Annotated in this window: 9 protein-coding genes; all 9 read left to right on the top strand. The window is 49.4% G+C overall.

Annotation, left to right across the window (positions count from 1 at the left end):
* Positions 1 to 709: 709 nt before the first annotated feature.
* The 9 genes from MKY41_RS10945 to MKY41_RS10905 all read left to right on the top strand — a co-directional run bounded on the left by MKY41_RS10945 (position 710) and on the right by MKY41_RS10905 (position 14,947).
* Complete coding sequence (locus MKY41_RS10945; protein WP_340745042.1) at positions 710 to 2,860, top strand: (Fe-S)-binding protein; 2,151 nt, start codon at positions 710 to 712, stop codon at positions 2,858 to 2,860.
* A gap of 378 nt (positions 2,861 to 3,238) precedes the next feature.
* Positions 3,239 to 4,432, top strand: a complete 1,194-nt coding sequence (locus tag MKY41_RS10940; RefSeq protein WP_340745041.1) for an acetyl-CoA C-acetyltransferase — start codon at positions 3,239 to 3,241, stop codon at positions 4,430 to 4,432.
* Positions 4,433 to 4,461: 29 nt separating this feature from the next.
* A complete protein-coding gene (locus MKY41_RS10935; protein WP_340745040.1) occupies positions 4,462 to 5,313 on the top strand; it encodes a 3-hydroxybutyryl-CoA dehydrogenase in 852 nt (283 codons plus the stop codon).
* 15 nt (positions 5,314 to 5,328) lie between these two features.
* The gene (locus MKY41_RS10930) at positions 5,329 to 6,465 is read left to right on the top strand and encodes an acyl-CoA dehydrogenase (protein ID WP_340745039.1); all 1,137 of its coding nucleotides are present in this window, start codon (positions 5,329 to 5,331) and stop codon (positions 6,463 to 6,465) included.
* 100 nt (positions 6,466 to 6,565) lie between these two features.
* Positions 6,566 to 7,705 carry an acyl-CoA dehydrogenase gene (locus tag MKY41_RS10925; RefSeq protein ID WP_340745038.1) on the top strand — a complete coding sequence of 380 codons (1,140 nt, stop codon included), beginning with the start codon at positions 6,566 to 6,568 and terminating at the stop codon, positions 7,703 to 7,705.
* Between the two features lie 13 nt (positions 7,706 to 7,718).
* Positions 7,719 to 8,357: a TetR/AcrR family transcriptional regulator gene (locus MKY41_RS10920; protein ID WP_340745037.1), complete on the top strand. Its 639-nt coding sequence runs from the start codon at positions 7,719 to 7,721 to the stop codon at positions 8,355 to 8,357.
* Between the two features lie 56 nt (positions 8,358 to 8,413).
* Positions 8,414 to 11,677, top strand: a complete 3,264-nt coding sequence (gene icmF / locus MKY41_RS10915) for a fused isobutyryl-CoA mutase/GTPase IcmF (RefSeq protein ID WP_340745036.1) — start codon at positions 8,414 to 8,416, stop codon at positions 11,675 to 11,677.
* 949 nt (positions 11,678 to 12,626) lie between these two features.
* The gene (gene rpoE / locus MKY41_RS10910; protein ID WP_340745035.1) at positions 12,627 to 13,196 is read left to right on the top strand and encodes a DNA-directed RNA polymerase subunit delta; all 570 of its coding nucleotides are present in this window, start codon (positions 12,627 to 12,629) and stop codon (positions 13,194 to 13,196) included.
* 146 nt (positions 13,197 to 13,342) lie between these two features.
* Complete coding sequence (locus MKY41_RS10905) at positions 13,343 to 14,947, top strand: CTP synthase (protein WP_340745034.1); 1,605 nt, start codon at positions 13,343 to 13,345, stop codon at positions 14,945 to 14,947.
* Positions 14,948 to 15,469 lie beyond the last annotated feature (522 nt).

Below are 15,469 nucleotides of genomic sequence, written 5' to 3'. Positions count from 1 at the left end.
TTTCGCGGGTTTTTTGATTGCCGGGAAACTGGGCAAGTCGTTTTTGGGAGTCTGGGCAGGTGTCTTTGCCGTTCGCGCTAATACCTCCTGCGCCACGCTCATAAGTCGTCGTTCGGCGTCCATAACTCTCGTGCCGCGCTCATAAGTCGTCGTTCGCGCCCATAACTCTCGTGCCGCGCTCATAAGTCGTTGTTCGCGTCCATACCTCTCGCGCCGCGCTCATAAGTCGTTGTTCGCGCCATAGCTCCCGCACCGCGCTTATAACTCGTCGTTCGGCGCCCATAACTTCATTACCACCTTATAACTCGTCGTTCGGCGTCCATAACTTCATCACCACGCTTATAACTCGCAGTTCGTAGTCCATAAATCCCGCGCTGGCCCATAATCCCATTTACCCGCTCATCCCCTCTCCGCGGCAAACGACCTATAAAAGCAATACATCAATCTCTGTCCACACCTAGAAATTGCGAATAACGCAATTTTAAATTCCTTATATCGAAATATTTAAATTATTCTATTGAAAAAGGCGGAAAATATAGTATACTCGAATTATGCCGATTATCCAGATAAATGATAGTCCAAAAAGTAATATTCTGCTGTCGAATAAAAATTTCTGTTGACTGAATGCTCATTCATAATTAAACTGTTAAATAAGAGTGACCGACAATCAGTATGTCATGTTTGTTTTTAAAGAAAGGGGAGGGAATGAATGGGGCCATTACTAATTGCCAATTGGGTGTTGTTTTTAGCCGTCACGGCCTATGCGCTGGCATTATTCACGTATTTATTAAAAACACGGACCCAATTCATCAAACTCGGTCGAAGGGAAGAGTTTGACAAGAATGTATCCAGAAGGCTTGAAGCAATCTGGGTGAATGTCTTTGGACAAAAGAAATTATTGAAGGATAAGAAGAGCGGATCGATTCACGTCATGTTCTTCTATGGTTTCCTGCTTGTACAATTCGGCGCAATCGATTTGATCTGGAAAGGGCTCAAGCCGGGATCGCATTTGCCGTTCGGACCGATTTATCCGGGCTTCACGTTTTTCCAGGAGATCGTCGTCGCGGTCATTCTTATAGCAGTTATCTGGGCGTTTCATCGCCGCTACGTTGAGAAGCTGGTTCGCCTGAAACGGGGCTGGAAATCCGGCCTTGTCTTAATATTCATCGGAACGCTTATGTTGTCGACACTTGTCGCAAATGGAGCGAATATCATCTGGCAGGGACATGAAACAACATGGACAGAACCGATGGCATCCGCCATTGCTGCAGGACTCAGCTTCATGTCGCCGACCGCCGCAGCAACCGTCTTTTTTGTCGCATGGTGGATTCACTTGCTGACGTTGCTGACATTCCTCGTCTATGTGCCGCAATCGAAGCACGCGCACTTGATTGCAGGACCGGTCAATACGTATTTCATGCGTTTCGACCGCCGTGGCAAACTGGCGCCGATCGATTTCGAAGCACTTGAGAATGTGGAAGAGGAAGATGAAATGCCAGCTCTTGGAGTTGGAAAAGTAACCGATTTCACGCAGCTTCAAATGATTGACCTCTACGCTTGCGTGGAATGCGGACGTTGTACGAATATGTGTCCTGCTACCGGGACGGGCAAAATGTTGTCTCCGATGGATTTGATTACAAAGCTGCGCGATAATTTGACGAACACTGGGGCGCTTGTCACGAAGCAGAAGCCGTGGGTTCCGGCTCCTATGTTCAAGAACACGAAGGGGAATCAAATTGCGCTGGCGGCTGGGGCGGAAGGTGCCGTACTTGATGATATTTACAGCCCGAGCTTGATCGGGGATGTCATTACGGAAGAGGAAATCTGGGCGTGCACGACTTGCCGGAACTGTGAAGACCAATGTCCGGTCATGAACGAACACGTCGACAAAATCATAGATCTTCGCCGTTATCTCGTCATGACGGAAGGGAAGATGGATGCGGATGCACAACGTGCGATGACGAACATCGAGCGTCAAGGGAATCCGTGGGGACTGAACCGGAAAGAGAAGGAGAACTGGCGCGATGCCAATCCGGAACTTCATATTCCGACTGTCAAAGAAATGAAAAAAGCGGGCGAAGACTTCGAATATCTATTCTGGGTCGGCTCCATGGGTGCTTTTGATAACCGTTCCCAAAAGATTGCGTTGTCGTTTGCGCATCTTCTGAACGAAGCGGGCGTCAAATTCGCCATTCTGGGGAATAAAGAGAAGAACTCCGGTGACACACCGCGCCGTCTAGGAAATGAATTTTTATTCCAAGAGTTGGCGACATCCAATATTGAAGAGTTCGAGAAAGCGGGCGTTACAAAAATTATCACAATCGACCCGCACGCATATAATATATTTAAGAACGAATACCCGGATTTCGGATTCGAGGCGGAAGTCCTCCACCATACGGAACTTCTCCATGAACTCGTCGTCCAAGGGAAATTGAAACCGCAGCATGCGATTAATGAAACGATTACATTTCATGATTCCTGCTATCTCGGCAGATACAACGACGTCTATGACCCGCCGCGTGAAATTCTGAAAGCGATTCCGGGCGTTCAACTGGTCGAGATGAAACGGAACCGCCAGGACGGCATGTGCTGTGGAGCTGGCGGAGGTCTGATGTGGATGGAAGAGGATACCGGCCACCGCATCAACGTAGCACGGACCGAGCAGGCGCTCGAAGTAAGCCCGGGCATCATTTCTTCCGGTTGTCCATACTGCTTGACGATGCTCTCGGACGGAACGAAAGCGGTAGAAGTGGAAGATTCGGTTGGCACATACGATATCGCCGAATTACTAGAACGTTCGATTTTCGGTGAGGAGAAACAATTGGCTGCAACGGAAGAAGAGGACACGGTTCTTCAATAAGCTATTGCGGAACTATCAGTCTTGTCGTATAATTGGATTAACTTGCCTCAAATGACTTTATGTGTGGTTAAATAAGAGGTAATAGGCATTCAAATTCGGAGGGATTCCAAACTCTTTGTCGAGTCAAGTTAAGCCTCCGGCGGATGTTACGGATTTTTTAGGGGGAGCTTTTCGAGCAAGCTCGAAAAAATCCGGACACAATCACGCCGAGGTGTAATTGATTTAGGAACTGGACGGATTGCACCGACCTGTTTGACATCACAACTAATGCAGGGAGTGGGACTCACTCCCTTTTTCTTCGAAGCTGCGTTGAGCGAGCGTTCAGTCAATGAAATTCAATTCCATGACAGTCAACTATCAAAACGGAGGCGATGGGAAATGGCAAGAACAGTAATTATCGGAGGGGCACGCACCCCGTTTGCTAAATTGGGTGGAGCCTTGCAAGCGATGTCAGCAAGCGATCTGGGTGGAATCGCGATCAAAGAGGCACTGCATCGTGCGGACGTGAAAGAAGATGAAGTGAATGAAGTCATCATGGGGACGGTGCTTCAAGCAGGGCAAGGACAAATCCCTTCCCGCCAAGCAGCGACGAAAGCGGGCCTTCCATGGTCGGTGAAAACGGAGACCATCAACAAAGTATGCGCTTCTGGAATGCGGAGCGTCACATTGGGCGATCAGCTCATCCGCTTGGGAGACGAGGAAGTAATCGTTGCGGGCGGCATGGAATCGATGTCCAATGCGCCGTATTACTTGCAGAAAGGCCGCTTCGGTTTGAAGATGGGCGATACGAATTTGGTGGATGGGATGATTTACGATGGACTGTCCTGTGCCTTCTCACCAGAGCGGGTACATATGGGAACCTACGGCAACCAAACAGCGGAAGCGTTTACATTGACGCGCGAAATGCAGGATGAATGGTCCTACCGCAGTCATCAGCGTGCAACAGAAGCGATTGATAAAGGGGTATTGGCTGAAGAAATCGTACCGGTTGAAATTCCGCAACGAAAAGGGGATCCAGTGATTTTCGATACGGATGAAGCGCCTCGACGGGACACTTCCCTGGAGACACTAGCGAAACTGCGTCCGGCATTCGGCAAGGACGGCACGATCACAGCCGGAAATGCACCGGGAGTGAATGACGGGGCATGTGCCTTAGTGTTAATGAATGAAGAACGGGCGAAAAAAGAAGGGAAAACGCCGCTCGCGACAATTATCGGTCACGCTGAAGTCGCCATCGAACCGGAAAACTTCCCCCAAACGCCAGGTCTCGTCATCAATGAACTCTTGAAAAAGACGGGCAAGAAGCTGGAAGACATCGACCTATTCGAAATCAACGAAGCATTTGCAGCCGTAGCTCTAGCAAGCTCTCAAATTGCGGACCTAGACCCGGAGAAAGTGAATGTCAATGGCGGCGCGGTTGCGCTTGGTCACCCGATCGGGGCGAGCGGTGCCCGGATCATCTTGACACTAGCCCATGAACTGAAACGCCGCGGCGGCGGTATCGGCATTGCATCGATCTGCTCGGGAGGCGGGCAAGGCGATGCCGTCATGATCGAAGTTGAGAAAGACTGAAGGAATCGGGAAAAAAGGGGGAATAAAGTATGAAAATCAAAAAAGTAATGGTCATTGGTGCGGGACAAATGGGCGGGGGCATTGCCCAAGTATGTGCGCAAGCCGGTTTTGAAGTGACATTGAATGATATCAAGGAAGAGTTTTATGATAGAGGACTTGCTGTTATTACGAAAAACTTGTCCCGAAATGTCGAAAAGGGACGGATGACGGAAGACGAGAAAAATGAAGTGCTCGGACGGATCACGAAATCAGTGGATCTGCAAGATGCTTCCGGCGTCGATATGGTCATCGAGGCTGCTGTCGAGAACATGGAAATCAAAAAATCCATCTTTGAGCAATTGGATAAAATTGCGCCGGAACATGCGATTCTCGCAACGAACACCTCTTCATTGCCGATTACAGAAATTGCAGCGGTAACGAATCGTCCGGAAAAAGTGATCGGAATGCACTTCATGAACCCGGTGCCGGTCATGAAACTCGTGGAAATCATCCGTGGCCTTGCAACAGCGGACGAAGTATATCAAGCCGTTGAAGATATGACAGTAAAACTGGACAAAACGCCGGTGGAAGTGAACGATTTCCCTGGATTCGTCGCAAATCGGATTCTTATGCCAATGATCAACGAAGCGATCTATACGCTTTATGAAGGCGTGGCGAAAGAAGAGGCGATTGACGAAGTGATGAAACTGGGCATGAATCATCCGATGGGACCTTTGCAATTGGCGGACTTCATTGGACTCGACACATGCCTCTACATCATGGAAACATTGTACGAAGGGTTTGGCGACTCCAAATACCGCCCATGCCCATTGCTTCGCAAATATGTGAAAGCCGGCTGGCTCGGGAAGAAATCAGGACGTGGCTTCTACGTTTACGAATAAAGGAGAGCAAATGCTATGGATTTACAATTTACCGAAGAACAACTGATGATGCGCGACATGGTGCGGAATTTTGCCAAAACAGAGATTGAGCCGTTTGTTCCCCAGATGGAAGCGGGGGAGTTTCCACACGACATCTTAACGAAAATGGGCGAGCTTGGTCTGATGGGTATTACGGTTCCGGAAGAATACGGCGGATCGGGTATGGATTTTATTTCCTATATTATCGCGATCAACGAACTATCCAAAGTGAGCGCGGTTGTCGGAGTCATCCTATCAGTCCATACTTCGGTCGGAACGAACCCGATCCTTTATTTTGGAAATGAACAGCAAAAGCAAGAGTACGTACCGAAAATGGCGAGCGGCGAATACCTCGGGGCCTTTTGCTTGACCGAACCTTCCGCGGGGTCGGATGCGGGTTCATTGAAAACACGGGCCGTCAAAAAAGACGGACATTATGTGATCAACGGTTCCAAGGTCTTCATTACGAACGGCGGGGAAGCGGATGTCTATATCGTGTTTGCCTCGACGGATCCATTGAAAGGCACGCACGGCGTCACGGCGTTCATCGTCGACAAAGATACACCGGGACTCGTCATCGGAAAAGATGAAGAGAAAATGGGGCTTCATGGTTCACGGACCGTCCAATTGACGTTCGAAGACATGAAAGTGCCGGAAGATAAGGTGCTTGGCGTAGAAGGCGAAGGATTCAAGATCGCCATGGCCAATCTCGATGTAGGCCGGATCGGCATCGCATCACAAGCACTTGGCATTGCGGAAGCTTCATTGGAAGCGGCGACAGGTTACGCGAAAGAGCGTGTCCAGTTCGGAAAACCGATCGCCGCCCAGCAAGGGGTCGGATTCAAATTGGCTGATATGGCCACAGCGGTGGAAGCATCGCGACTGCTTGTCTACCGGGCTGCACAAATGCGGTCGGAAGGGCTGTCATGCGGGAAAGAGGCATCGATGGCGAAACTATTCGCCTCCCAGACGGCGGTCGATTGCTCGATCGAAGCGATCCAAGTGTTCGGCGGATACGGCTATACGGAAGACTATCCAGTGGAGCGTTATTTCCGCGATGCGAAAGTGACGCAAATCTATGAAGGAACGAGCGAAATTCAAAGGCTCGTCATTTCGAAACAATTAACGAAATAATAATAAGCCGGGATGCTAGGTACTACCACAATTCGCAAAGGCGCGAATAGCCGTTAGTACCTGGCACCCTAGACAATTTGAAGACAAGGTGGGGGACAGTATGGATTTCAAATTATCAGAAGAACATGAAATGATTCGGAAAATGGTGCGTGACTTTGCGGAGAACGAGGTCGCACCGACTGCGGCGGAACGGGATGAAGAAGAACGGTTTGACATGGCATTATTTGAAAAGATGGCGGAACTCGGATTGACGGGTATCCCTTGGCCGGAAGAGTACGGCGGCATCGGCAGTGACTATCTTGCCTACGTCATCGCAGTGGAAGAGCTTTCCCGAGTCTGTGCATCGACGGGTGTTACCTTATCGGCTCACACATCCCTTGCAGGTTGGCCGGTTTTCAAATATGGTACGGAAGAGCAGAAGCAAAAATATTTGCGTCCAATGGCGGAAGGAACAAAAATCGGTGCGTACGGTTTGACGGAGCCGGGTTCCGGTTCGGACGCTGGAGGCATGCGCACGACTGCCAAATTGGATGGCGACGACTATGTACTGAACGGATCCAAAATCTTCATTACCAACGGCGGGATTGCGGACATCTACATCGTGTTTGCAGTGACCGATCCGGAATCGAAGCATAAAGGAACGAGTGCATTCATCGTCGAGAAAGACTTTGCAGGCTTCTCCGTCGGAAAGAAAGAGAAGAAGCTTGGGATTCGTTCATCCCCAACAACGGAAATCATGTTCGACAACTGCCGGGTGCCAAAAGAGAACCTTTTGGGTGAGGAAGGAGAAGGCTTCATCATCGCAATGAAAACATTGGATGGCGGCAGGAACGGGATTGCCGCACAAGCTGTGGGGATAGCCCAAGGAGCGCTCGAAGCATCGGCTGATTATGCGAAAGAGCGGGTGCAGTTTGGTAAACCGATCGCAGCGAACCAAGGCGTCGGCTTCAAGCTTGCGGACATGGCGACAGCGGTGGAAGCATCTCGCCTATTGACATACCAAGCAGCTTGGTTGGAATCGAATAACTTGCCATACGGAAAAGAATCGGCCATGGCGAAATTGATGGCCGGAGATACAGCGATGAAAGTGACAACCGAAGCGGTTCAAGTATTTGGCGGTTACGGGTATACGAAAGATTACCCGGTCGAGCGTTTCATGCGCGATGCGAAAATTACGCAAATTTACGAAGGAACGCAAGAAATTCAACGTCTGGTCATCTCCCGTATGCTGACAAAATAAACGGGAGGTTCGTATGGAAAAAAAACTTGTAGTCAAATCGTCCGTCAAAGACGAAAACTTGATAGAAAAACGTCGGGAGCAAATGATCCGGGGCGCCGTCAAGCTGTTTAGGAATAAGGGATTCCATCGGGCGACGACACGGGAAATTGCCAAAGAGGCGGGCTTCAGCATCGGCACGCTCTATGAATATATCCGGACGAAGGAAGACGTCCTTTATCTCGTCTGTGACAATATTTACAATAAAGTGCTCAACCGCCTGAACGGTTCGCTTGATCAGGAAGGGACCGTGGAAGGCATCCGGCTTGCCATCGACAAGTATTTCCACTTAATCGACAATATGTCAGATGAATTCCTCGTTATGTACCAGGAATCCAAATCCTTGCCGAAGGACGCTTTGCGATATGTCCTACAAAAGGAGATGGAAATGGTCGCTCTATTTGAGAACCTATTCAAGGCCTGTGCCCGTTCGGGGGAACTCCGCATCACCGACGAAGAAATCCGGATAGCGGCCAACCACATCGTCGTCCAAGGGCAGATGTGGGCGTTCCGGAGATGGGCTTTCGATAAGGATATGACGATTGATGATTATATCCGTATCCAGACAGATCAATTTTTCAACGGTATCGTACGCGAGCACGAAGAAATCCGTTAGCACGGCAACCTGTTGTGTAAATTGCGCCCGGGTTTGGGCAGAAGGGGTGTATTAATATGGTAACAGCGCCAGTTGAGATTTATAAGCCGAAGCACCATATCCGTTTTGTGACGGCGTCCAGCCTATTCGATGGCCATGATGCCTCAATCAATATCATGCGCCGCATTTTGCAATCCAGCGGGGCAGAGGTCATCCACCTCGGACATAACCGTTCGGTGGAGGAGGTCGTGAACGCGGCCATTCAGGAAGATGTTCAAGGGATCGCCATTTCCTCCTATCAAGGGGGCCATGTTGAATATTTCAAATATATGTATGACCTCCTGCAAGAAAGGGGAGCACCGCATATTCGCATTTACGGCGGCGGTGGCGGGGTCATCATCCCGAAGGAAATCAAGGAACTGCATGACTACGGTGTCGCGTGGATCTTCTCGCCGGAAGACGGCCGCAAAATGGGCCTGCAAGGGATGATCAACCGTATGTTGGAAGAATGCGACTTCCTCACTGAGGCGGACAATGAAATGGCCAACTTGGAAAAAGTGAACACGGATCATCCCGAGATACTGGCCAACTTGATCACCTATGCGGAAGAAAAGCACGGGAAAAACGACCAGCAAGCAGTGCAACTCATTGAGAAAGCGCGGACGCTTACCAAAAATACACCAGTGCTTGGTATCACGGGTACTGGGGGAGCAGGGAAAAGTTCCTTGACCGATGAATTGATCCGCCGTTTCTTACAAGAACTGCCGGATAAGAAAGTGGCCATCCTTTCGATCGACCCGACGAAGCAAAAAACGGGCGGGGCACTGCTCGGAGACCGGATCCGGATGAATGCCATCTTCAATAAGCGGGTATTCATGCGCAGCTTGGCGACTCGTGGTTCCCGTACCGAATTGTCGGGCGCCATCAAAGATGTACTCGATGTCGTCAAAACGGCGGGCTACGACTTGATTGTTGTCGAAACGAGTGGAATCGGGCAAGGGGATGCGGAAGTTACGGAAGTGTCCGATGTCTCGATGTATGTCATGACGAGTGAATTCGGGGCGCCGACGCAACTCGAGAAAATCGACATGATCGACTTCGCCGACTTGATCGTCATTAATAAATTCGAACGCAAAGGATCCGAAGATGCGCTTCGCCAAGTTCAGAAGCAGTATCAGCGCAGCCGTGGCCTTTGGGATAAAGAAATCGATGAAATGCCGGTATATGGTACGATCGCTAGCCAGTTCAATGACAAAGGAACGAATTCGCTATTTGCTGCGATCGTCAACGTGCTGAATGAAAAATGCGGCTTGGATTGGGAAACATCGTATGCCCAATTCATCAAGACCCAAAAACAGAACGTCATCATACCGAACGACCGTCAGCATTATCTAAGGGAAATTGCGGGCACAGTTCGCGATTATCATAAACGATCAGCACAGCAAGTGGAATTCGCACGGCGTTTATTCCAGCTCGAAGGGGCTATGGAAGCAGTAAAAGAGAAAGCGCCGGATGATAAACTGATCGCTTCGTTGCAGTCACTTGCAGACGGGGTGCGGGATGAGCTGACAGCGGAATCGAAGCGAATCATCCAAAACTGGAATACGTTGAAAGAATCCTATTCAGGGGATGAATTCGTCACAAAAATTCGTGACAAAGAGCTTCGTACTGCGCTGACAACAACGAGTTTATCCGGATTGAAAATCCCGAAAGTCGTCCTGCCGAAATTCGAGGACTACGGGGAAATTTTACGATGGGTGTACAAAGAGAATGTACCAGGTTCATTCCCTTACACGGCGGGGGTTTTCCCGTTCAAACGGGAAGGGGAAGATCCGAAGCGTCAATTCGCGGGAGAAGGGACACCGGAACGGACGAACCGCCGCTTCCATTATCTGTCCAAGGACGATGACGCGAAACGGCTATCGACCGCTTTTGACTCGGTCACGCTTTACGGGGAAGACCCGAATGAGCGTCCGGACATTTTCGGTAAAGTCGGTGAGTCGGGCGTCAGCATTTGTACGTTGGATGATATGAAGAAATTGTATGATGGCTTCGATCTATGTGCGCCATCGACTTCCGTCTCAATGACGATTAACGGACCGGCTCCGATCATCCTAGCCATGTTCATGAACACGGCGATCGATCAGCAAATCCGCTTGAAAGAAGAGGAACTGGGGCGCGCTTTGACTGTGGAGGAATTCACGGAAGTGCGGGATGCCACGCTGCAAGTCGTCCGTGGCACTGTGCAAGCCGATATCCTGAAAGAGGACCAAGGGCAGAACACTTGCATCTTCTCCACGGAATTCGCGCTTCGCATGATGGGGGACATCCAGCAGTACTTCATCGACAAAAAAGTGCGTAACTACTACTCGGTGTCCATTTCGGGCTACCATATCGCCGAAGCGGGAGCGAATCCAATTTCACAACTGGCATTCACATTATCCAACGGCTTCACCTATGTCGAATACTACTTAAGCCGCGGTATGAATATCGATGATTTTGCACCGAACTTGAGCTTCTTCTTCTCGAACGGGCTGGATCCGGAATATACGGTAATCGGCCGGGTAGCACGTCGGATTTGGGCGGTTGCCATGCGGGAGAGATACGGGGCGAACGAGCGTAGCCAGAAGCTAAAATACCATGTGCAGACGTCAGGACGCAGCTTGCACGCGCAGGAAATCGACTTTAATGATATCCGTACAACTTTGCAGGCGCTCATGGCTTTGCAAGATAACTGTAACTCGCTCCACACGAACGCGTATGATGAAGCGATCACGACGCCGACGGAAGAATCGGTCCGCCGGGCAATGGCGATCCAGATGATCATTACAAAAGAACATGGCCTGTCCAAAAATGAAAACCCATTGCAAGGTTCCTTCATTATCGAAGAATTGACGGACCTAGTGGAAGAAGCGGTGTTGACGGAGTTCGACCGCCTGAACGACCGCGGCGGCGTGCTCGGATCGATGGAAACCCAATACCAACGGGGCAAGATTCAAGAGGAATCCATGTACTACGAGCATCTGAAGCACTCAGGGGAGCTGCCGATCATCGGGGTGAATACGTACTTGAATCCGAACCCTCCGTCCGAGGAAGATATCGACAATATGGAAATTGCACGCGCGACGAAGGAAGAGAAAGAGTCGCAAATCATCAACCTGCGTGAATTCCAGAATCGTCACGCGGACGAGACAGAGAAAGCCTTGCTCAACTTGAAAGAAACGGCTGTCACGGGCGGCAATATTTTCGCAGCACTGATGGAAACCGTCAAAGTCGCGAGCCTAGGACAGATTACGAATGCACTTTACGAAGTGGGCGGCCAGTACCGTCGCAATATGTAATCGGTGGATGTTGCCAGTCCAAGCGAAAATCCGTGGGAACTTCGTTCTACACGGATTTTTTGTTCTGGCTCGGGACATGATAAAATTGGGTCTATGGGTAGCTCATCGGCCGATGCTTCCACGACTTTTGAACAGCGCGGGGTTTGAATTGCCATATTTCCGTGTAAATGACAGAACTTCCAGCATGCTGTGATTTTCGACTGCAAAAGGCAAGGAGCGCCTTTCCGGCATGTTTTCCGGCGCTTGCCTAGGTGAAGTAGTCGTACAGCGCGTTTAGACCGGGATGTGAGCAAGAGCAAAGCGAGGATATTTCATGGAGGCAGCCAGCTTCCCGACGTTACAGTGCCTTTTGAAACGTTTGAGTACCCATCAATGTCACGGGTGAACCGCCCAACGTCATGGCTCATCCTCGCAACGTTTTGGCCCAGGGTTCCCAACGTTCGGCCCAGGCTCCCGACGTTACCCGAGAACCACTCAACATCATGGCCTAACCTCCTAACGTTTCGACGGTACCTTGCAACGTTTTCATCCAACCTCGCAATATTTCCCGTGAACTTCACAACAGACGAAAGGCCCTCATCCGATGGAAATCTTTTTTCTTATTCAGCTACAGGAGCGCAGTATTTTCCTTTATGAAAATTGCTAAAATTAAATCGAATTCATAGCGTGCGCTTGCTTTCTCCATGTATAATGGGGATGACAATGGAAATGGGGTGTTGGCTTGAAGTATACTGTTCATCTAGTGATCATCATTATCCTAGTCATTCTTACTTTCCTACTGTACGGGAATGATTTAGGGGCCATCCCTTTCTTACTTGCGGCAATTTACCTGATTTATATTAGCATCCTGGAATTCCGTCAATTTCGGAGGAGTAAAAGATTGTAGCTAAATCCGGGATTTATTGTATATAATGAGTAGTATGTTTTCCATAGAAAGGACGTGCGTTTGTTGAATATCCGCGAGATGACGAAGGAACAATTGGCAGAAGAATCGATGATTGATATCGTCTACGCCATTTTAACAGAAAGACATGAATCACTTACCTTCCAACAGTTGATGGATGAAATCCGTGATTTGACAGGCATGAGCGAAAGTGAAATGAAGGGTAAATTGCAACAGTTTTATACAGATTTAAATATCGACGGCAGATTCATCGCCATCCACGATAACCGTTGGGGATTACGCGAGTGGTATCCGGTCGAGCAGATTGAAGAGGAGACAGCGCCGGTCGTCAAAGTGCGTAAAAAGAAGAAGAAAAAAGTGCTGGATGATGAGGAAGAGGAACTGTTCGACGAGGAAGATGAGGAAGAGTATGACGATTTGATTGAGGAAGAGGAAGAAGAGGACGATGAAGAGGATCTCGAAGAAGACGAGGAAGATATCATCGAAATCGAAGAAGACCTTCTGGACCCGGATGACGATTTGGAAATCATTCCAGACGATGAGGATCTGGAACTCGACGACGAAGACGAAGAGGAAGAAGATGAATTCGAAGAAGATGAGGAGATTGAAGAATAATCTCTTGACTTCGCACGTAGAACGCTATAAGATTTTACAGGGCTCCTTAAAAGGACACTTGAACCGATGCATATGCGCTCCTCTGGATTTCAGACGGAGCGTTTTTTAATTTTTCATCATAAATTTTGCGAACGGAGGAGTTTGGCATGACAAAGTATATTTTCGTAACTGGCGGTGTCGTTTCATCACTCGGTAAGGGGATTAATGCTGCATCTTTGGGAAGGCTTCTAAAAAGCCGCGGCCTGGAAGTGACGATGCAAAAATTCGATCCCTATATTAACGTCGACCCTCGTATGATGAGTCCTTATCAACATGGCGAGGTATTTGTCACGCAGGACGGAGCGGAGACGGATCTCGACCTCGGTCACTACGAGCGCTTCATTGACATCGATTTGAACAAATACTCGAACGTCACAATGGGCAAAGTCTATTCCTCCGTATTGAAAAAAGAACGGAGCGGGGAGTATATGGGCGCGACCGTCCAAGTCATCCCGCATATTACGAATGAAATCAAAAGTCTCATCAAGCGTGCGGCAAAGGAAACGAATGCGGATGTCGTCATTACGGAAATCGGCGGCAGCGTGGGCGATATCGAATCCCTTCCTTATTTGGAGGCCATCCGTCAAATGAAAACGGATCTCGGCAAAAACGATGTCATGTATATCCACAACACGCTTATTCCGTACCTCCATGCAGCGGGTGAAATGAAAACAAAACCGACCCAGCATAGCGTGAAGGAATTGAGAAGCTTGGGCATCCAGCCAAATATGATTGTCGTGCGCAGTGAATATCCGGTTCCTCAAGAGATGAAAGACAAGATCGCCTTGTTCTGTAACATCAAACCGGAAGAAGTAATCGAGGCATTGGATGCAGAGACATTGTATGAAGTGCCTCTTCGTCTGCATGAGCAGCATATGGACAAGATTGTCGTAGATTTCTTGGGGTTGGAAACGAAAGAGCCGGATCTGACAGACGTGAAGGAACTTGTCCACCTCGTAAAATCATTGTCGAAGAAAGTATGCATCGGCCTAGTCGGAAAATACGTGGAACTGCAAGATGCGTATATTTCAGCGGTCGAAGCGTTACGCCACGCGGGATACCAATTTGACACGGATATCGAAGTGAAATGGATCAACGCGGAAGAAGTGAATGAGGAAAACGTAGCAGAGATTCTGGGAGAGGTCGATGGAATCGTCGTACCTGGCGGATTCGGAGATCGAGGCATCGATGGTAAAATGACAGCTATCCAGTTTGCCCGTACCAACAACATCCCGTTCATCGGAATCGGTCTTGGCATGCAGTTGGCCGCAGTGGAATTCGCACGCAATGTGCTCGGCATGGCAGACGCCCACTCCACAGAATTCAACTTGGATGCTGAATATGCGTTATTTGAAAATCAATCCGATATGACCGAATCCAGTGAATCAGGCGGCCTGATGCGCCTAGGTTCCCATCCATGCAAAGTGAAAGAAGGCACGAAAGCACGCCAAGCATATGGAGAAGAACTTGTCAATGAGCGCCATCGCCACCGTTATGAATTCAACAATGATTACAGAAATCAATTCGAAGAGGCTGGCATGATCATGGCCGGGGTGAGCCCGGATGAGGAGCTCGTAGAAATCATCGAGCTGCAGGATCACCCATTCTTCATCGGCTGCCAATTCCATCCTGAATTCATCTCGCGCCCGACTCGTCCGCAACCATTATTGCGTGATTTTATCGGTGCCGCATTAACCCATCAATCTGAATGACGAAAGAGGCTGTCCAATCGGACTGCCTCTTTAAATATGTGCTCGGCATGGGACGAGTGCTGATACTATGCCCGAAGTGCTGACGGAGTGCTGATAACTTTGCTCAAACGCCGATACTTCACCCGGAGTACTGATAACTTCACGCAAGTGCTGATACTATACCCGGAGTGCTGATATCTCCGTGCAAGTGCCGATACTATACCCGGAGTGCTGATATCTCCGTGCAAGTGCTGATACTATGCTCGGAATGCTGATAACTTCGCTCAAGTGCTGATACCCCGCCCGGAGTGCTGATATCTCCGTGCAAGTGCTGATACTTCACTCGGGGTGCTGATAACTTCGCTCAAGTGCCGATACCCCTCCCGGAGTGCTGATAACTTCACTCAAGTGCTGATACTTCACTCGGAGTGCTGATAACTTCGCTCAAGTGCCGATACCCCTCCCGGAGTGCTGATAACTTCACTCAAGTGCTGATGCTATGCCCGGAGTGCTGATAACTTCACTCAAGTGCTGATACTTCAC

This window comes from Sporosarcina sp. FSL W7-1349 (assembly GCF_038003045.1).
GTDB lineage: Bacteria > Bacillota > Bacilli > Bacillales_A > Planococcaceae > Sporosarcina.
The sequence above is the reverse complement of the archived record's forward strand: the minus strand, read 5'-3'. Positions and strand labels throughout refer to the sequence as shown.

What these genes read in the sequence shown, in the direction of transcription:
- MKY41_RS10925 (WP_340745038.1), top strand. Translation starts at nt 6,566, where the DNA reads ATGGATTTCAAATTATCAGAAGAACATGAAATGATTCGGAAAATGGTG.
- MKY41_RS10920 (WP_340745037.1), top strand. Translation starts at nt 7,719, where the DNA reads ATGGAAAAAAAACTTGTAGTCAAATCGTCCGTCAAAGACGAAAACTTG.
- MKY41_RS10940 (WP_340745041.1), top strand. Translation starts at nt 3,239, where the DNA reads ATGGCAAGAACAGTAATTATCGGAGGGGCACGCACCCCGTTTGCTAAA.
- icmF (WP_340745036.1), top strand. Translation starts at nt 8,414, where the DNA reads ATGGTAACAGCGCCAGTTGAGATTTATAAGCCGAAGCACCATATCCGT.
- MKY41_RS10930 (WP_340745039.1), top strand. Translation starts at nt 5,329, where the DNA reads ATGGATTTACAATTTACCGAAGAACAACTGATGATGCGCGACATGGTG.
- MKY41_RS10945 (WP_340745042.1), top strand. Translation starts at nt 710, where the DNA reads ATGGGGCCATTACTAATTGCCAATTGGGTGTTGTTTTTAGCCGTCACG.
- MKY41_RS10935 (WP_340745040.1), top strand. Translation starts at nt 4,462, where the DNA reads ATGAAAATCAAAAAAGTAATGGTCATTGGTGCGGGACAAATGGGCGGG.
- MKY41_RS10905 (WP_340745034.1), top strand. Translation starts at nt 13,343, where the DNA reads ATGACAAAGTATATTTTCGTAACTGGCGGTGTCGTTTCATCACTCGGT.